The organism is Pseudomonas sp. R84 (assembly GCF_009834515.1).
Classification (GTDB): domain Bacteria; phylum Pseudomonadota; class Gammaproteobacteria; order Pseudomonadales; family Pseudomonadaceae; genus Aquipseudomonas.
In genome coordinates this window covers 986,107-1,005,164 of the sequence record NZ_CP019426.1, presented here as the reverse complement: position 1 = coordinate 1,005,164, position 19,058 = coordinate 986,107, and the positions used below count along the sequence as shown (strand labels likewise).

Genomic DNA, 19,058 nt, shown 5'->3' with positions numbered 1-19,058 from the left:
GTCCTACCTTCTTTGTGGCTCTTGGGGGAACTGGTTTCTTGCGAATTCTTGGGCAATGTCGGGAGTCGGCCCAACGTCTGTCCAGGGTAAAACGTGTATCCAGATAAAACTTGAGGCTGGGAGCCTGCAAGCCGCCGGCGGTAAACCGCAGACGTCCGACAGACAACCAACCTCATAGCGCAATCGCTGATTAGCGACGCAGACCCAGGCGACCGATCAGAGTCTGATAACGACCCAGATCCTTGCCTTTCAGGTAGTCCAGCAGCTTGCGACGCTGGTTTACCATGCGGATCAGACCACGACGGGAGTGGTGATCTTTACCGTTGGCCTTGAAGTGACCTTGCAGCTTGTTGATGTTGTGGGTCAGCAGTGCAACTTGCACTTCTGGCGAACCAGTGTCACCAACAGCTTGCTGGTAGTCAGCAACGATTTGAGCTTTTTCTTGAACGTCGAGAGCCATGAGGCAATCCTTTTATCAGGAAACTGTTTCAGGGAAACAGCTTCAACAGGCCAGGGACAAATCCCTGTATCTATAAATGAGTAGTGACCGTGCCTGTTAACAGCCACCCTCGCCAGCCTGCTTTGACACAGACCGGTTTCGGTCATTCCGACCGAATCAGTCGACGTGGTGCAATGCGCCCGTCTTCGCTCACTTCACCGATACCGATGAAGCGACCATTGTGATCCTGTACTCGTACCATGCCGAACTTCGGAGCATCCGGGGCACGTACCGGCTGGCCGTTGAGCCAGTAGAACGCGCTCGCTTCCGAGAAATGCAGCAGTGGCCAATCCTGCAGGCCGCTGTCCGATGGCATCAGGAAGCGATCCACCGCTTCGTTGCCACCTTCGGCATGTACCGTTTCAAGCTCTTCGAGGGTCACGGTCTGCGCCAGGGTGAAAGGCCCGGCCTGAGTACGGCGCAATTCAGCGACGTACGCACCACAACCGAGTTGCTCACCGATATCCTCCACCAGGGTGCGAATATAGGTGCCCTTGCTGCAATCCACCGCAAGACGCGCAGTATCGCCTTCGAAGGCCAGTAATTCCAAGCGCGCAATAGTAACAGAACGCGGTTCGCGCTCCACTACTTCGCCTGCACGCGCCAACTTGTACAGCGGCTGGCCATCACGCTTGAGCGCCGAGTACATCGGCGGTATCTGACTGATTTGCCCACGAAATTTCGGCAATGCCGCTTCGACATCGGCGCGACCAACGGTCACCGGGCGCTCCTGCAAAACCTCACCTTCAGCATCTGCCGTGGTGGTGGTCTTGCCCAGTTGCGCCAGGGTTTCATAAGCCTTGTCGGAATCGAGCAGGTATTGCGAGAACTTGGTGGCCTCACCGAAGCACAACGGCAAGACGCCGGTGGCCAGCGGATCGAGGCTACCGGTGTGCCCGGCTTTTTCGGCGTTGAGCAACCAGCGAACCTTCTGCAACGCGGCGTTGGAGGTGAATCCCAACGGTTTGTCGAGCAGGATGATGCCGCTGACGTTACGACGGATACGTTTGACCTGAGCCACCGAATTACTCCTTGGTGTCTTCAGGTTCAGCAGCGACCGGATGCTGATTGTCTTCAGCCACGGCACGCTCGATCAGGGCCGACAGGTGCGCACCACGGACAACGGATTCGTCGTAGTGGAAGTGCAATTGCGGCACGCTGCGCAGTTTCATTTCACGGGCCAGTTGCATACGCAGGAAACCTGCGGCGGCATTCAGCACCTTGATGCTTTGTGCGATATCTTCGGCGTTGTCCTGGCCCATCACGGTGATGAAGATCTTCGCGTGACCGACGTCACGGCTGACTTCTACTGCGGTAATGGTGACCAGGCCGACGCGCGGGTCTTTGACTTCGCGACGGATCAGTTGAGCCAGCTCGCGCTGCATCTGATCGCCGATACGTTGGGTACGGCTGTATTCTTTTGCCATGATTTTGTTACCTGTTACTGCCCCGCGGCGAAACCCGCAAGGTCTGAAAGCGGCAAACGCCCGGCCTGACAAAAGCCAGACCGGGCGTTGCGTTTAGAGTCCGGGTGATGCGCCACACTGTTGAGTGCGGCCGACCATCACGGCTCCTGAAGTGCGCGAGTTAGAGGCTGCGAGCAACCTGAACCTTCTCGAAGACTTCGATCTTGTCGCCGACTTTGACGTCGTTGTAGCTCTTCACGCCGATACCGCATTCCATGCCGGCACGTACTTCGGAAGCGTCATCCTTGAAGCGGCGCAGGGATTCCAGCTCGCCTTCGAAGATAACGATGTCTTCACGCAGTACACGGATCGGACGGTTACGGTGCACAACACCTTCGATCACCATGCAACCAGCGATCGCGCCAAACTTCGGCGAACGGAACACGTCACGCACTTCGGCCACACCCAGGATGTTCTCGCGAACATCGCTGCCGAGCATGCCGGTCAGGGCTTTCTTGACGTCTTCGATGATGTCGTAGATCACGTTGTAGTAACGCATGTCCAGACCTTCCTGCTCGACGATCTTCCGTGCGCCAGCATCGGCACGCACGTTGAAGCCGAACAGTACAGCGTTCGAAGCCAGTGCCAGGTTAGCGTCGGATTCGGTGATACCACCAACGCCGCCGCCAACTACGCGCACTTGTACTTCGTCGTTGCCCAGGCCATTCAAGGCACCGTTCAACGCTTCCAGCGAACCACGGACGTCGGATTTGAGGACGATGTTGAGCGTCTTCTTCTCGGCCTGACCCATGTTTTCGAAGATGTTTTCCAGCTTGCCGGCGTGAGCACGAGCCAGTTTGACTTCGCGGAACTTGCCTTGACGGAACAGAGCCACTTCACGGGCTTTCTTCTCGTCGGCAACCACGCTCATCTCGTCGCCAGCGTCCGGGGTACCGTCCAGGCCGAGGATTTCGACAGGGATGGATGGACCGGCTTCTTTGATTGGCTTGCCGTTCTCGTCGAGCATGGCACGCACGCGGCCATAGTTCGAACCGACCAGGACCATGTCGCCTTGGCGCAGGGTACCGTCTTGAACCAGAACGGTTGCCACCGGGCCACGACCTTTGTCGAGACGCGATTCAACCACAACGCCGCGGCCAGGAGCCGACGGAGTTGCTTTCAGTTCGAGAACTTCAGCTTGCAGCAGAACGGCTTCAAGCAGCTCGTCCACGCCAGTACCGACTTTCGCCGAAACCGGAACGAACGGCGTATCACCGCCCCACTCTTCGGAAGTCACGCCGTGAACCGACAATTCGCTACGGATGCGATCAAGATCAGCGCCCGGCTTGTCGATTTTGTTCACTGCTACAACCAGTGGAACGCCAGCCGCTACTGCGTGCTGAACAGCTTCAATGGTCTGCGGCATTACGCCGTCGTCGGCTGCAACCACCAGGATCACGATGTCGGTCGCCTTGGCACCACGAGCACGCATTGCGGTAAACGCGGCGTGACCCGGGGTATCGAGGAAGGTGACCATGCCGCGTTCGGTTTCAACGTGGTATGCACCGATGTGCTGGGTGATACCACCGGCTTCGCCAGCAGCTACCTTGGCACGACGGATGTAGTCGAGCAGCGACGTTTTACCGTGGTCAACGTGGCCCATTACGGTCACGACTGGCGCACGGGAGAACGACTCACCTTCAAACTTCAGGGACTCGGCCAGGGAATCTTCCAGGGCGGTGTCGCTGACCAGGGTCACTTTGTGGCCCAGCTCTTCGGCTACCAGTTGAGCAGTTTCCTGATCAAGCACCTGGTTGATGGTCGCTGGAGTACCCAGTTTGAACATGAACTTGATGATTTCAGCAGCCTTGACCGACATCTGATTGGCGAGATCGCCAACAGTGATGGTCTCGCCGATCTGCACATCACGCACGACAGGGCCGGTTGGGCTCTGGAAACCGTGGGCGTTGCGCTTTTTCAGCTTGGCCTTGCCGCGACCACCGCGACGGAAGCCATCGCTTTCTTCGTCGGTAGTGCGTGGCGCCACACGTGGAGCCGGCGCTTTTTCTTTGACCGATGCGCGATGCGGAGCGTTTTTGCGCTCGCCATCACCACCACCGCTACGACGATTGTTGTCGTCGGCACGTGGCTTGTCCGGACGGCGCTGTTCGTTCTGCTTGTTGCGAACGTCAGCAGACGGAGCTGGAGCAGCGGCAACCACCGGCGCGCTTTCACGAACAGGTTCGGCAGCGGCAACCGGCGCAGCAGCAGCGGCGCTGTTAGCATCCTGCGCAGCAGCAGGCTGGTTACGCGCTTCTACTTCGGCGCGTTGCTTGGCTTCTTCTTCAGCTTTCTGACGGGCAGCATTTTCTACTGCGCGACGCTCATCCAGTTCACGCTTACGCTCGGCTTCGATTTCTTCCGGGCTGCGCTGTACGAAAACTTTCTTTTTGCGAACTTCTACGCTGATGCTCTTGCTACCAGCCACACGCAGGGTGCTGGTGGTTTTACGCTGCAGCGTGATCTTGCGTGGTTCTTCCACTTTCGCCTTGTGGCTGCTTTTCAAGTGAGTCAGCAGGGACTGCTTCTCACTGTCAGTCACATTTTCTTCGGCGGCGGTGTGCGGCAGACCTGCCTCACGCATCTGCTGCAACAGGCGCTCTACCGGTGTTTTGACCTCATCGGCCAGTTGTTTCACCGTGACTTGCGTCATGCACTTCTCTCCTCAGGCCGCGCCTAATTACTCGAACCAGTGGGCTCGGGCGGCCATGATCAACTTGCCGGCACGATCATCGTCAATGCCGTCGATGTCGAGCAGGTCGTCAATAGACTGCTCGGCCAGGTCTTCGCGGGTAATTACGCCGCGCACCGCCAGTTCCATCGCCAAATCCTTGTCCATACCCTCAAGCGAGAGCAGGTCTTCGGCCGGATGGGCGTCTGCCAGCTTTTCCTCAGTAGCGATGGCTTTGGTCAACAAACGATCCTTGGCACGAGCGCGAAGCTCGTTGACGGTATCTTCGTCAAAGCCGTCGATGTTGAGCATTTCTTCCAACGGTACGTAGGCAATCTCTTCCAGGCTGGTGAAGCCTTCATCTACCAGCACCTGTGCCAGATCTTCGTCGACTTCCAGCTCGTCGATGAAGTTGCGCAGGATGTCGCCGGTTTCTGCTTGCTGCTTAGCCTGGATGTCCGATTCGGTCATCACGTTCAGGGTCCAGCCAGTCAACTGGCTGGCCAGACGCACGTTCTGACCACCGCGACCGATGGCCTGAGCCAGATTGTCTGCGCCAACGGCGATGTCCATTGCATGGGCATCTTCGTCAACGATAATTGCCGCAACCTCAGCCGGGGACATGGCGTTGATCACGAACTGAGCCGGGTTGTCGTCCCACAGGACGATATCAACACGCTCACCGCCCAACTCACCCGACACTGCCTGGACGCGCGAACCGCGCATACCGATGCAAGCGCCCTGCGGGTCGATGCGTTTGTCCTTCGAGCGGACGGCGATCTTGGCACGCGAACCCGGATCACGGGACGCAGCCATTACTTCGATCAGGCCTTCAGCGATTTCCGGCACTTCGATACGGAACAGCTCGATGAGCATTTCCGGCGCGGTACGCGACAGGATCAGTTGCGGGCCGCGGTTCTCGGTGCGGATTTCCTTGAGCAGCGCACGCAAACGCACGCCGACACGGAAAGTTTCGCGAGAAATGATGTCTTCACGGGCCAGCAACGCTTCAGCGTTGTTACCCAGATCGACGATCACGTTGTCGCGAGTGACCTTTTTCACGGTGCCGGAGATAATTTCCCCAAGGCGCTCGCGATAAGCGTCAACCACTTGAGCGCGCTCGGCTTCACGCACTTTCTGCACGATGACTTGCTTGGCAGTCTGTGCAGCAATGCGGCCGAACTCGATGGATTCGATCTTTTCTTCAACGACGTCGCCAACGTTGGCACCCGGATGCGTTTCGGCAACCTTGCTCGGCCAGGTTTCGATGGCCGGATCGTCGAGATCATTCTCTTCGACGACCGTCCAGCGACGGAAAGTTTCGTATGCCCCGGTGTGGCGGTTAATTTCCACACGCAGGTCAACTTCGTCTTCAAAACGCTTTTTGGTAGCAGTGGCCAAAGCCAGCTCCAGCGCTTCAAAAATTACGCTTGCCGGTACGCCCTTTTCATTGGATACCGACTCAACAACCAGCAGTACTTCTTTGCTCATCGTACGCCTCGCCTTTCGCAAGCCATTGGATCCGCGGGATCCGCGTCTCAGTCAAAACTGGGAATAATGTTGGCCTTGTCGATCATATCGATCGGCAACAGGAACTCATGGTCTTCTACCTGCACCACGACATCCTGTTCTTCTACACCGCGCAGAAGGCCCTGAAAGTTGCGTCGACCTTCAAAAGGCGAGCGCAGCTTGATCTTCACTTGTTCACCGGCAAATTTTGCAAACTGCTCAAGAGTGAACAGTGGGCGCTCCATGCCAGGCGAGGAAACTTCAAGGGTGTATTCAACGGCGATTGGATCTTCAACATCCAGCACACCACTGATCTGACGGCTGACAATGGCGCAATCGTCCACCAGCACGCCACCCTCTTTATCGATATAAACGCGCAACATCGAGTGACGACCCTGAGCCGAAAACTCGATACCCCAGCATTCATAGCCCAGGGCCACGACCACCGGGGCCAGCAAGGCCTGCAACTCTTCTAGCTTGCTCGACACCTGAACCCCCTAGTGCATGATATGTGCATGCTTTGCAAAATAAAAAAATGGGCGAAACGCCCATCCTTGAAACGCCGTCGAACAGCGGCGTTGAAAGTGTCCAGCTAACAAAAAGCCCCTTAAAAGGGGCTCCTTAAACTGGTTGCGGGGGCCGGATTTGAACCGACGACCTTCGGGTTATGAGCCCGACGAGCTACCAGACTGCTCCACCCCGCGACAAAGCTGGGGCGGAAGTATACGACCGATCCCTTATAGGGTCAATGTAACCTTCCACCTGCAAGAAAGCCCGCAACAGCGGGCTCTCCTGACTAATTGGTACCGAGAAGGGGACTCGAACCCCTACACCCTATGGGCACAACCACCTCAAGGTTGCGTGTCTACCAATTCCACCACCTCGGCAAAACTACGTTGAAACTCTTCTTACTTCTGCTCTTGAGCTGGAGGTACGTCAGTCGCTGGAGTAGCCGACTTTTGCTCTTGAAGCACCGGGACATCATCAGAAGCCGGTTGTTGTTGCTTAGGTACTTCCAACACTGCTGGATTTGGGAGACCCGCCTGAGTTAGCTGATGAGCCTTCTCTTTAGCAAAGTAACCTAACCCCAAGCTGGTTATGAAGAAACCGGCGGCAAGTATAGCAGTAAACTTACTAAGAAAGGTAGAGGAACCTTGGCTTCCGAACACAGTATTTGAAGCACCTGCTCCGAAAGACGCGCCAGCGTCCGCACCCTTACCCTGCTGCAGCAAAACCAGAGCAACTACGCCCAATGCACCCAGCAGATGAAAAACGACTACGACTGTTTCCAGCATTTTTTCAGTTTCCCGCGGCGCGACAAATCGCACCGAACTCATCTGCATTCAGGGAAGCTCCACCAATGAGCCCCCCATCGATATCCGGCATGCCGAACAGTTCGACCGCATTGGCCGCCTTCACGCTGCCGCCGTATAGAAGCCGCACACCTCGTGCGACTTCAGAATTCTCTGCCGCCAGCTGCTCGCGAATGGCTTTATGCACATCCTGAGCTTGCTGCGGCGTCGCAGTCAGTCCGGTACCAATAGCCCAGACCGGCTCGTAAGCAATAACTGCCTTGGCAAAAGCACCGACACCCAGCTCCTCAATGATGCTGCCCAGCTGACGCCCGACAACTTCAAGAGTTTTCCCGGCTTCGCGCTGCTCAAGGGTTTCCCCTATACACAACACCGGAATCAAGCCACATGCCTGCGCAGCTGCAAACTTGCGATTCAGCATACCGTCCCGCTCGCCCATTATCTGGCGGCGCTCGGAGTGCCCGACAAGCACAAGAGAACAACCTGCATCTACCAACTGACTCGGAGCAATTTCACCGGTCAATGCACCTTGCATGGATTCCACCGCAGAATTCTGCGCGCCGACCGAAATCGACTTGCCTTTCAAGCCATCAATCACTTGATTGATATACAAGCAAGGCGGGAATACCGCGACATCAACACCGCTTGGCAAGGCCAGATGACGAAGGCCGTTGATCAGCTCAGCGACGCTGGCGCGGGTACCGTGCATCTTCCAGTTACCAGCTACCATAGGGCGACGCATGCTGTACCTCGTCGGTCAAAGTGGGCGCAGATGTTACCCAACACAATCATGGCTTGCAAGCCGTATCAGGCAGAAACTTCAGTTACCAGTTTTGCCAGCTCTTCGGCATAGTTGCGAACCTGAGTTTCGTCCTCACCTTCGACCATGACGCGCACCAACGGCTCTGTCCCGGACTTGCGCAAAAGCACGCGACCACGCCCGGCCATTGCCTGGGTTACACGTGCACTTGCTTCCTTGACAGCCGGGTGCTCCAGCGGACTCTCGCCACCACCGAAACGTACATTGATCAGCACCTGAGGACACTTGCGCAAAGCCTGGCGTGTTTGCGCAAGTCCTTCATTACGGGTCTTAAGCGCCATCAGCACTTGCAAAGCCGCGATGATCGCATCACCGGTGGTTGTGTGATTGAAGCAAACGATATGTCCCGAATTCTCGCCACCGACCAGCCAATTGCGCTCAAGCAGTTCGGCGATCACGTAGCGGTCGCCGACATTGGCGCGAATGAACGGAATCGAAAGATCCGCCAGCGCGAGTTCCAACCCCAGATTACTCATCAGGGTGCCGACGACACCGCCCTGCAATTTGCCACGCTCGTGCAGATCACGGGCGATGATGAACAACAATTCATCGCCATCAACGATGGCGCCAGTGTGATCGACCATCAACACCCGATCGCCGTCGCCATCAAAAGCGATACCCAGATCGGCGTGCTCTGCAAGCACCGCCGCCTGCAACTGCCCCATATGAGTCGAGCCGCAATTCTCGTTGATGTTCAGACCATTGGGCTGGGCCGACAATACGACGACTTCTGCACCCAGTTCCCGGAAGACACTCGGAGCAACTTTATAGGTCGCGCCATGCGCACAGTCGATGACGATTTTAAGGCCGGAAAAACTGGTGCCGGTTGGCACACTGCTCTTGCAGAACTCAATGTAGCGACCTGACGCATCATTGATTCGCGACACTTTGCCGATCTTGCTCGATTCAACCACCGTCATGGGGGTATCGAGCAACTCTTCGATCATCAACTCCAGCTCATCCGGCAGCTTTGTGCCCTTACCGGAGAAGAATTTGATGCCGTTATCGTCATGCGGGTTGTGCGAAGCACTGATCACGATACCGGCCTCAGCCTGGAACGTGCGTGACAGATAAGCGATAGCCGGCGTTGGCATAGGACCCAGCAGCATGACATCGGCTCCCGCCGATGTCAGACCAGCCTCAAGTGCCGATTCGAACATATAACCGGAAATCCGCGTGTCCTTGCCGACAAGTACCTTACAGGCACCCATCTTGCGAAAGGCCATGCCGGCCGCCCAGCCGAGCTTGAGCATGAAGTCAGGAGTAATCGGGTATTCACCGACTCGACCACGAATGCCGTCAGTACCAAAGTATTTCTTGCTCATAAGTGCTCCATCATTCTTATTCGGCTGATTCCACGGCCGCGATCATCCGCACCACGTCTACCGTTTCTGCAACATCATGGACACGCAATATGCGCGCACCTTTTACCGACGCCAGTGCCGCCAGCGCCAGGCCACCATGCAGCCGCTCGCCGACAGGACGATTCAAAGCCTGTCCGATCATGCTCTTTCGAGAAACTCCGACAAGCAAGGGCCTGCCCAATGCATGCAGGGCTTCCATGTGCTTGAACAAGCTTAGATTGTGCTGCAGGGTTTTGGCGAAACCGAAACCCGGATCGAGAATGATCCGCTCGGCAGGAATACCTGCCGCCGCACATTGCGCCATACGCTCAGCGAGAAACTCGCCGACTTCGCGCGTGACATCCCGATACTGCGGATTGTCCTGCATATCCCCGGGCTCACCGAGCATATGCATGAGACACACCGGCAAACCGGTAGCCGCCGCTGCATCCAGCGCACCATCGCGCTGTAGCGAGCGCACGTCGTTGATCAACCCGGCACCCAACCGCGCAGTTTCGCGCATGACGGCAGGTGTAGACGTATCCACCGAAATGATCACATCAAGCTCGCGATTGATCAGCTCGACGACCGGTGCGACGCGCTCAAGCTCTTCAAGCGGAGAGACTGCTCGCGCGCCAGGACGCGTGGATTCGCCACCGACATCAATCAGCGTCGCACCGGCTGCAACCATGGCTTCGGCGTGACGCAACGCCGCATCCAGCTGACTGTATTGGCCGCCGTCGGAGAAAGAATCAGGGGTGACATTGAGGATACCCATGACATGCGTCTGGGCCAAATCAAGAACCCGGTTGCCGCAAGGCAACCGGGTCAGGGACTGTACAGAAGTCATTTCAAACCTTAAACGTCAGCAGCCGGGCCGCCAATCGGTGTTTCCGGACGCTCGTCTCGAACCACAGGTGGCGGCGTACCGGTGCCACCTGACCAGTCACGAGGCTCGCGAGGTGTACGACCAGCCATGATGTCGTCGATCTGTTCAGCATCGATCGTTTCGTACTTCATCAGTGCATCAGCCATGGCATCGAGCTTGTCACGGTTGTCCGTGAGGATCTGCTTGGCCGTGCCATAGCACTGGTCAATGATGCTGCGCACTTCGGAGTCGATCAGCTTGGCTGTCTCGCCGGAGAAGCTGGCAGCCTGACCGCCACCACCGCGACCGAGGAATACTTCACCCTCTTCTTCGGCGTACATCAACGGACCGAGCTTTTCCGACAGACCCCACTTGGTCACCATGTTCCGTGCGATCTGGCTGGCACGCATGATGTCGTTAGAGGCGCCTGTAGTTACACCGTCGAAGCCCAGAGTCATTTCTTCTGCAATACGGCCGCCGTACAGCGAGCAGATCTGACTGATCAATGCGCGCTTGGACAGGCTGTAGCGATCTTCTTCCGGCAGGAACATGGTCACACCCAGCGCACGGCCGCGCGGAATGATCGACACCTTGTACACCGGATCATGCTCAGGCACGACGCGACCCACGATGGCGTGGCCAGCTTCGTGATAAGCGGTGTTCTGCTTCTCTTTTTCGGACATGACCATCGACTTGCGCTCGGCGCCCATCATGATCTTGTCTTTGGCCAGTTCGAACTCTTTCATTTCGACGATGCGCTTGCCACTACGTGCAGCGAACAAAGACGCTTCGTTGACCAGGTTAGCCAGGTCAGCACCCGAGAAGCCCGGAGTACCACGCGCGATAACGGCCGGAGCGACGTCGTCACCCATTGGCACTTTGCGCATGTGTACTTTGAGGATTTGTTCGCGACCACGGATATCCGGCAAACCAACCACGACCTGACGGTCGAAACGGCCCGGACGCAGCAGCGCAGGGTCGAGTACGTCTGGACGGTTGGTTGCAGCGATAACAATGATGCCATCGTTCATTTCGAAGCCGTCCATCTCAACCAGCAACTGGTTAAGAGTCTGCTCGCGCTCGTCGTGACCGCCACCCATGCCGGCGCCACGATGGCGACCGACGGCGTCGATTTCATCGATAAAGATGATGCAAGGCGCGTGCTTCTTCGCCTGCTCGAACATGTCACGTACACGACTGGCACCGACACCGACGAACATTTCGACGAAATCGGAACCGGAGATGGTGAAGAACGGAACCTTGGCTTCGCCGGCAATCGCCTTGGCCAGCAAGGTTTTACCGGTACCCGGAGGACCGACCATCAGCACACCGCGAGGAATACGGCCGCCCAGGCGCTGGAACTTGCCCGGATCACGGAGGAATTCAACCAGCTCACCGACTTCTTCCTTGGCTTCGTCGCAACCGGCGACGTCAGCCAATGTGGTTTTTACCTGGTCTTCGGAGAGCAGGCGCGCCTTGCTCTTGCCGAAGCTCATCGGTCCGCCCTTGCCGCCAGCACCGCCCTGCATCTGGCGCATGAAGAACATGAACACCGCGATGATCACCAGGATCGGGAAGCTGGCCACCAGCAGCTGGGTCCAGATGCTTTGCTGTTCAGGCTGCTTGCCTTCAACCACAACGTGGTTGTCGACCAGATCGCCGATCAGGCCATTGTCCTGGATTGCCGGACGAATGGTCTTGAAGCTGTCGCCATCATTGCGTTTGCCGGTGATTACATAGCCATCAACCGCTACGCGCTCGACCTTGCCATCCTTGACCTGCTGGATGAAGTCGGAATAGTTGAGGGTCTGCGGCTCGTTAGGGCTGGAGAAGTTGTTCATCACCGTCACCAGGACAGCCGCGATGATCAACCACAGGATCAGATTCTTTGCCATATCGTTCAATTAACTACCCTCTGAAGCAAGCTCCGCTACTGGCGCGCGCTTCGCATGATATTCACCGGCCTAACTTACTACATTACCTACGACTCTGGCAGGCGCCGTCTGTAACCCTTTGTGAAACACTTTCTACACAATATTCGTTAATGCTAGCCGGGCGAAATACTAAAAACCTATCACCCCGCACAAAAACCTCGTTTTACTCACTACGCCCGCGATAACCCCAAGCCAGCATGTATTGCTCGCGAGAGGTGCCACGAGAGGAGTCCGGCTTGATCATCTGGATCTTGTCGAACTTCTTGCGAGCGTCCTTCAGGTAAACATCAAATCCTTCACCCTGAAAAATCTTGATCACAAAATTGCCACCTGGCTTGAGGATCCGCTCCGCCAGATCAAGTGCCAGCTCGCACAGGAACATGGCCTTCGGCATATCCACTTCAGGCGTACCACTCATATTGGGGGCCATATCGGAAATCACAAGGTCCACCTGCGAATTACCCACAGCCTCAAGGATTCGCCCGAGCACTTCGTCCTCGGTGAAGTCTCCGTGAATGAAGGTCACGTCAGGAATACTGTCCATTTCCAGAATGTCCGATGCGATCAAACGGCCCTGACCGCCGATCAGGCGGCTGGTGACCTGCGACCAGCCCCCGGGCGCTGCACCTAGATCGACAACGCTCATGCCAGGGCGGATCAGCTTGTATTTCTCCTGGATTTCCAGAAGTTTGTAACTCGCACGCGAGCGGTAGCCATCCTTCTGCGCTTGTTTCACATAAGGATCGTTGACATGTCTTTTCAGCCAACCAAGGCTTGTCTTGGAACGCGCCATTGGGCACCTCGTTGATAAGGGTCGTGATTAATTGGGCGGATCCACGAGCCCTCGGGTAAAATGGCCGCCATTTTACAGAATCCAGACGAAAGGGTCAGATTATGCCGCTCACTCCAGAGCAGAAGAAACAGTACAAATCCATTGGCCACCACCTCAAACCAGTTTTGACGGTAGCTGACAACGGTTTGACTGAAGGTGTTTTAGCCGAACTTGAACGCGCTTTGGCGGATCACGAGCTGATCAAAATCAAGCTCAATATCCTCGATCGCGAATCGCGCCTCGCGCACATCGCAGAGCTGTGCAAGGTTGGCAAAGCGGACCTGGTGCAGGTCATCGGCAAGATGGCACTGATTTACCGCAAGAACTTCAGCGTCAACAAGCAACTGTCGAACGTTCATCGCTTCAAGTGATGACAAGGGTCAAGGGTGTGCTTCGCGCACCCTGCCACTCCATCCTGGCACCGGCTGCATTACCAGCACCAGCCCGGAAAACCCCAGAACCAGATAACTGAACACCTGCCAGCGCTGCGCATCCGGCCAGCCGACACGCACTGCGACAAACATCGCACACGCATACAAAGCCATCAACAGCACCTGCCCACGAAAATCTCGCCATAGACTGGCAAGGCCCTCGGCCTGTACCAGCACCAAAGCCTGAAAAATAACGCATGCTGCGGCAAAACCTACCACCAGCACTTCAAATGCACTGGCGACTTCATCGATCAGCAACGGTGCCAGGCCAATCTGGCCCAGCGCCGGCTGCAAACCGAGATGTATCAGCCATAGACCGCCGACCCAAAGCATCTGGGTCAGCTGCCAAAGCATGGCGCCCGCATGCAGCGGGCGCCCTTTTTCAGATGTGACGGACTTCGACAATCTCGTACTCGATCACGCCGCTCGGCGTTTTCACGGCGACCACATCGCCCTCTTCCTTGCCAATCAAGGCACGGGCCAAAGGCGAGCCAACCGAAATCTTGCCGAGTTTGAAGTCAGCCTCATCCTCACCCACGATGTGGTAAGTGACGCTTTCATCGGTCTCGACGTTGGCGATTTCGACGGTAGTACCGAAAATCACTTTGCCGGTGTGCGGAATCGACGTGACGTCAATGATGACCTGATTCTGAATCCGGCCTTCGATATCACGAATCCGCGCTTCGACCATGCCCTGCTGTTCGCGTGCGGCATGGTATTCAGCGTTTTCTTTCAAGTCACCCAACTCGCGGGCCGTACCGATGTCCTGGCTGAGCTTCGGACGAACGACCTTGGTCAGGTGAGCGTGTTCTTCTTCCAGGGCTTTAGCGCCCTGGACAGTCATTGGGTATTTGATCATGCCTTCAATCCTGCGTGTAGATCCTGCAAGCGACGCACGGTCTTTTCCGGACCGAACTTCAGCGCTTCACAGATAGCTTCGCCAGCAGCAATAGTGGTGGTGCAGTAAATCTTGTGCTGCAAGGCATTACGACGAATGGAGTACGAATCAGCGATCGACTGACGACCTTCGGTGGTGTTGATGATCAGGGTGACTTCGTCATTCTTGATCATGTCGACCACGTGCGGACGACCCTCGGTCACCTTGTTCACACGGCGCACTTTCAGGCCTGCGGCTTCGATTAGCTTGGCAGTACCGGCAGTGGCAACCACTTCGAAACCCAAGTTGATCAGATCGCGGGCCACGCCTGCAACCAGAGGCTTGTCATCGTCGCGAACGCTGATGAACGCAGTACCGCCGGTCGGCAGCACTTCGCTGGCGCCCATCTGGGCTTTGGCGAATGCTTCACCGAAGGTGTCGCCGACGCCCATCACTTCACCGGTCGACTTCATCTCTGGGCCGAGGATCGGGTCAACGCCAGGGAATTTGGCGAACGGGAACACCGCCTCTTTCACGCTGTAGAAGTTCGGGATGATTTCCTTGGTGAAGCCAATTTCTTTCAGGGTCTTACCAGCCATCACGCGGGCAGCGATCATGGCCAGGGAGACACCGATGCACTTCGACACGAACGGTACGGTACGCGAAGCGCGCGGGTTGACTTCGATGACGTAGATGTCTTCGCCCTGCAAAGCCAACTGCACGTTCATCAGGCCGACAACGCCCAGTTCCAGAGCCATTTTCTTGACCTGTTCGCGCATCTCGTCCTGGATGTGCGCCGGCAGCGAGTACGGCGGCAGCGAGCAAGCGGAGTCACCGGAGTGAACGCCAGCCTGTTCGATGTGCTGCATGATCGCGCCGATCACCACGTCTTTGCCGTCGCAGACCGCATCCACGTCCATCTCGATGGCGCAGTTGAGGAAGTGGTCGAGCAGCACCGGGCTGTCGTTGGACACTTTCACCGCGTCACGCAGGTAGCGCTTGAGCTCTTCTTCTTCGTAAACGATTTCCATCGCGCGACCACCCAGGACATAGGATGGGCGCACTACCAGCGGGTAGCCGATCTTGCTGGCGGCACGAATCGCTTCGTCTTCGCTGCGCACGGTGGCATTTGGCGGCTGACGCAGGTTCAGGCGCTCAACCATTTGCTGGAAGCGCTCACGGTCTTCGGCACGGTCGATAGCGTCAGGGCTGGTGCCGATGATTGGCACGCCAGCCGCTTCCAGGGCACGCGCCAGTTTCAGCGGAGTCTGACCACCGTACTGGACGATCACGCCTTTCGGCTTCTCGACGCGGCAGATTTCCAGCACGTCTTCGAGGGTTACCGATTCGAAGTACAGACGGTCGGAAGTGTCGTAGTCAGTGGAAACGGTTTCCGGGTTGCAGTTGACCATGATGGTTTCGTAGCCGTCTTCGCGCAGAGCGAGGGCGGCGTGCACGCAGCAGTAGTCGAACTCGATGCCCTGGCCGATACGGTTCGGACCGCCACCCAGAATCATGATCTTGTCGCGACCCGAAGGCGCGGCTTCGCACTCTTCCTCGTAAGTCGAGTAGAGGTATGCGGTGTCGGTGGCGAACTCGGCGGCGCAGGTGTCAACGCGCTTGTAAACCGGGAACACTTCCAGCTTGTGACGGTGCGTGCGCAGGTTCTTTTCGGTCACACCCAGCAGCTTGGCCAGACGCTGATCGGAGAAGCCTTTGCGCTTGAGCTTGTACATCAGGTCGCGGTCGATCGCGGACAGACCGAGGGTCTTGACCTTCTCTTCGTCCTTGATCAGATCTTCGATCTGTACCAGGAACCAAGGGTCGATCATGTTCATGCCGAAGATTTCTTCGACGGTCATGCCGGCGCGGAAAGCGTCCGCCACGTACCAGATACGCTCGGCGCCCGGCACGGTCAGTTCGCGCTTGAGCACGCTCATGCTTTCCGGGTTGCTCAGGTCGAGCTTCTCGTCCAGACCGCAAACGCCGACTTCCAGACCGCGCAGAGCTTTCTGCAGGGATTCCTGGAAGGTACGGCCGATGGCCATGACTTCACCAACCGACTTCATCTGAGTGGTCAGTCGCGCGTCAGCCTTGGCGAATTTCTCGAAGGCAAAGCGCGGCAGCTTGGTCACAACGTAGTCGATCGACGGCTCGAAGGACGCCGGAGTCTTGCCGCCGGTGATGTCGTTCGACAGTTCGTCGAGGGTGTAGCCCACAGCCAGTTTGGCCGCGACTTTTGCAATCGGGAAACCGGTGGCTTTCGAAGCCAGGGCCGAGGAACGCGATACGCGCGGGTTCATCTCGATCACGACCATGCGGCCAGTGTTCGGGCAGATACCGAATTGAACGTTGGAGCCGCCAGTCTCGACGCCGATCTCGCGCAGTACCGCCAGGGAGGCGTTACGCAGGATCTGGTATTCCTTGTCGGTCAGGGTTTGCGCTGGAGCAACGGTGATCGAGTCACCGGTGTGCACGCCCATCGGGTCGAAGTTTTCGATCGAGCAGACGATGATGCAGTTGTCCTTTTTGTCGCGGACAACTTCCATTTCATATTCTTTCCAGCCGATCAGCGATTCGTCGATCAGCAGCTCTTTGGTCGGCGACAGGTCCAGACCACGGGCGCAGATTTCTTCGAACTCTTCACGGTTGTAAGCGATACCGCCACCGGTGCCGCCCATGGTGAAGGACGGACGAATGATGCACGGGAAGCCGAGGGTTTCGAGAACCGCGTTGGCCTCTTCCATGCTGTGGGCGATACCGGAACGCGGGCACGCCAGGCCGATGGATTTCATCGCCTTGTCGAAACGCGAACGGTCTTCAGCCTTGTCGATGGTGTCAGCGTTGGCGCCGATCATTTCTACGCCGAACTTTTCCAGAACGCCTTCGCGTTCGAGGTCCAGGGCGCAGTTCAGAGCGGTCTGGCCGCCCATGGTTGGCAGCACCGCGTCCGGACGTTCTTTTTCGATGATCTTGGCAACGGTCTGCCACTTGATCGGTTCGATGTAGGTGGCGTCGGCCATGTCCGGGTCGGTCATGATGGTGGCCGGGTTGGAGTTCACCAGGATGACGCGGTAACCCTCTTCGCGCAGGGCTTTGCAGGCCTGGGCGCCGGAGTAGTCGAATTCGCAGGCCTGGCCGATAACGATCGGGCCAGCGCCGAGAATCAGGATGCTTTTAATGTCTGTACGTTTTGGCATGGGTTTGTCACTCAAATCCGCAGGTCAGTCGGCAAGCCGTCTTGATCGATTTCTGAAGTCTCGAGGGGGCCACCGGTGTCGGGGCCGCCCTCGAGGGGCTTCTCTCTACAGTCTCAAGGCGAACGCTTAGCGTCGCTTGGCCATCTCGTTGATGAAGCGGTCGAACAGTGGCGCGACATCGTTCGGGCCGGGGCTCGCTTCAGGGTGGCCCTGGAAGCTGAACGCGCTCTTGTCGGTGCGCTCGATGCCTTGCAGGGTGCCGTCGAACAGCGATTTGTGGATCGCACGCACATTGGCTGGCAGGGTTTCTTCGTCGACCGCGAAGCCGTGGTTCTGGCTGGTGATCATCACCACGCCAGTGTCCAGATCCTGCACCGGGTGGTTGGCACCGTGGTGGCCATGGCCCATTTTCAGGGTCTTGGCGCCGGAGGCCAGAGCCAGCAGTTGGTGACCGAGGCAGATGCCGAATACCGGAATTTCGGTTTCCAGCACTTCCTTGATCGCCTTGATCGCGTAGTCGCATGGCTCCGGGTCACCCGGGCCGTTGGACAGGAACACGCCGTCCGGCTTCAGTGCCAGCACATCAGCGGCCGGGGTCTGAGCCGGCACCACGGTGACGCGGCAGCCGCGCTCGACCAGCATGCGCAGGATGTTGACCTTGACGCCGTAGTCGTAAGCAACCACGTGGTAAGGCAGCTCGGAAGCGTCGATGGTCGCGTGGCTGTCGGTCTTCAGATCCCAGACAGTCGAGCGCCATTCGTATTGGGTCTTGGTGCTGACGACTTTCGCCAGGTCCATGCCTTTCAGGCCCGGGAAGCCTTGCGCAGCGGCGATGGCCGCTTCTTCGGAGATGTTGTCGCCGGCCATGATGCAGCCGTTCTGAGCGCCTTTTTCACGCAGGATACGGGTCAGGCGACGGGTGTCGATACCGGCGATGGCCACAACGTTGTTGGCTTTCAGGTAGTCGGACAGGGACATCGTGTTACGCCAGTTGCTCGCTACCAGCGGCAGGTCACGGATGACCAGGCCAGCGGACCAGACGCGGTCGGACTCGGCATCTTCCGGAGTGGTGCCGGTGTTGCCGATGTGCGGGTAAGTCAGGGTAACGATCTGTTGGGCGTAGGAAGGATCGGTAAGGATTTCCTGATAGCCGGTCATTGCGGTGTTGAACACCACCTCACCAACGGTTTGACCGTCGGCACCAATGGCTTCGCCGCGAAAAATGCTGCCATCAGCAAGGGCAAGTATGGCTGGCTTAGTCAAGAAGACCTCCCGTAAATAACGCATGAAAGGGC

General features: G+C 57.4%; 17 protein-coding genes and 2 tRNA genes. 1 reads left to right on the top strand and 18 read right to left on the bottom strand.

All coding sequences use genetic code 11. From position 1 onward, the window contains the following. Positions 1–190 precede the first annotated feature (190 nt). The 14 genes from rpsO to rlmE all read right to left on the bottom strand — a co-directional run bounded on the left by rpsO (position 191) and on the right by rlmE (position 13,216). Positions 191–460, bottom strand: coding sequence for a 30S ribosomal protein S15 (gene rpsO, locus PspR84_RS04475; RefSeq protein ID WP_003177875.1), 270 nt, complete (start codon positions 458–460; stop codon positions 191–193). Positions 461–602: 142 nt separating this feature from the next. Then, positions 603–1,520 (bottom strand): tRNA pseudouridine(55) synthase TruB, encoded by a 918-nt coding sequence (gene truB / locus PspR84_RS04470; RefSeq protein ID WP_160055789.1) that lies wholly within the window; start codon positions 1,518–1,520, stop codon positions 603–605. A gap of 4 nt (positions 1,521–1,524) precedes the next feature. Then, a complete protein-coding gene (gene rbfA, locus PspR84_RS04465) occupies positions 1,525–1,926 on the bottom strand; it encodes a 30S ribosome-binding factor RbfA (protein ID WP_007915259.1) in 402 nt (133 codons plus the stop codon). A 160-nt stretch (positions 1,927–2,086) separates the two neighbouring features. Beyond that, entirely contained in the window at positions 2,087–4,618 is a 2,532-nt protein-coding gene (gene infB / locus PspR84_RS04460) for a translation initiation factor IF-2 (protein WP_160055787.1), read from the bottom strand. Positions 4,619–4,645: 27 nt separating this feature from the next. Beyond that, entirely contained in the window at positions 4,646–6,127 is a 1,482-nt protein-coding gene (gene nusA, locus PspR84_RS04455; protein ID WP_008088341.1) for a transcription termination factor NusA, read from the bottom strand. A 47-nt stretch (positions 6,128–6,174) separates the two neighbouring features. Then, positions 6,175–6,633, bottom strand: a complete 459-nt coding sequence (gene rimP, locus PspR84_RS04450; protein ID WP_007993601.1) for a ribosome maturation factor RimP — start codon at positions 6,631–6,633, stop codon at positions 6,175–6,177. A 139-nt stretch (positions 6,634–6,772) separates the two neighbouring features. Further along, positions 6,773–6,849, bottom strand: a tRNA-Met gene (locus PspR84_RS04445). A gap of 97 nt (positions 6,850–6,946) precedes the next feature. Beyond that, positions 6,947–7,032, bottom strand: a tRNA-Leu gene (locus PspR84_RS04440). Between the two features lie 21 nt (positions 7,033–7,053). Beyond that, the gene (gene secG / locus PspR84_RS04435; RefSeq protein WP_016986497.1) at positions 7,054–7,440 is read right to left on the bottom strand and encodes a preprotein translocase subunit SecG; all 387 of its coding nucleotides are present in this window, start codon (positions 7,438–7,440) and stop codon (positions 7,054–7,056) included. Positions 7,441–7,444: 4 nt separating this feature from the next. Then, positions 7,445–8,200 (bottom strand): triose-phosphate isomerase, encoded by a 756-nt coding sequence (tpiA, locus tag PspR84_RS04430; RefSeq protein ID WP_016986498.1) that lies wholly within the window; start codon positions 8,198–8,200, stop codon positions 7,445–7,447. A 65-nt stretch (positions 8,201–8,265) separates the two neighbouring features. Then, positions 8,266–9,603, bottom strand: a complete 1,338-nt coding sequence (gene glmM / locus PspR84_RS04425; RefSeq protein WP_064119464.1) for a phosphoglucosamine mutase — start codon at positions 9,601–9,603, stop codon at positions 8,266–8,268. Positions 9,604–9,619: 16 nt separating this feature from the next. Then, on the bottom strand, positions 9,620–10,471 hold the full coding sequence (gene folP, locus PspR84_RS04420) for a dihydropteroate synthase (RefSeq protein ID WP_160055785.1): 852 nt from the start codon (positions 10,469–10,471) through the stop codon (positions 9,620–9,622). An 8-nt stretch (positions 10,472–10,479) separates the two neighbouring features. Then, complete coding sequence (gene ftsH, locus PspR84_RS04415; RefSeq protein ID WP_160060049.1) at positions 10,480–12,384, bottom strand: ATP-dependent zinc metalloprotease FtsH; 1,905 nt, start codon at positions 12,382–12,384, stop codon at positions 10,480–10,482. Between the two features lie 202 nt (positions 12,385–12,586). Then, positions 12,587–13,216, bottom strand: a complete 630-nt coding sequence (gene rlmE / locus PspR84_RS04410) for a 23S rRNA (uridine(2552)-2'-O)-methyltransferase RlmE (protein WP_105705404.1) — start codon at positions 13,214–13,216, stop codon at positions 12,587–12,589. Between the two features lie 101 nt (positions 13,217–13,317). Here rlmE and PspR84_RS04405 point away from each other — a divergent pair, with 101 nt between their 5' ends. Continuing rightward, positions 13,318–13,626: a YhbY family RNA-binding protein gene (locus PspR84_RS04405; RefSeq protein ID WP_007915235.1), complete on the top strand. Its 309-nt coding sequence runs from the start codon at positions 13,318–13,320 to the stop codon at positions 13,624–13,626. 9 nt (positions 13,627–13,635) lie between these two features. Here PspR84_RS04405 and PspR84_RS04400 read toward each other — a convergent pair whose 3' ends face one another. The 4 genes from PspR84_RS04400 to carA all read right to left on the bottom strand — a co-directional run bounded on the left by PspR84_RS04400 (position 13,636) and on the right by carA (position 19,026). Continuing rightward, the gene (locus PspR84_RS04400) at positions 13,636–14,040 is read right to left on the bottom strand and encodes an MFS transporter (RefSeq protein WP_105705402.1); all 405 of its coding nucleotides are present in this window, start codon (positions 14,038–14,040) and stop codon (positions 13,636–13,638) included. Between the two features lie 28 nt (positions 14,041–14,068). Next, a complete protein-coding gene (gene greA / locus PspR84_RS04395; RefSeq protein ID WP_064119469.1) occupies positions 14,069–14,545 on the bottom strand; it encodes a transcription elongation factor GreA in 477 nt (158 codons plus the stop codon). After that, complete coding sequence (gene carB / locus PspR84_RS04390) at positions 14,542–17,763, bottom strand: carbamoyl-phosphate synthase large subunit (protein ID WP_160055783.1); 3,222 nt, start codon at positions 17,761–17,763, stop codon at positions 14,542–14,544. The genes greA and carB overlap by 4 nt, the downstream gene beginning before the upstream one ends. A 126-nt stretch (positions 17,764–17,889) precedes the next feature. Then, positions 17,890–19,026, bottom strand: coding sequence for a glutamine-hydrolyzing carbamoyl-phosphate synthase small subunit (gene carA, locus PspR84_RS04385; RefSeq protein ID WP_007915228.1), 1,137 nt, complete (start codon positions 19,024–19,026; stop codon positions 17,890–17,892). Between the last annotated feature and the right edge of the window lie 32 nt (positions 19,027–19,058).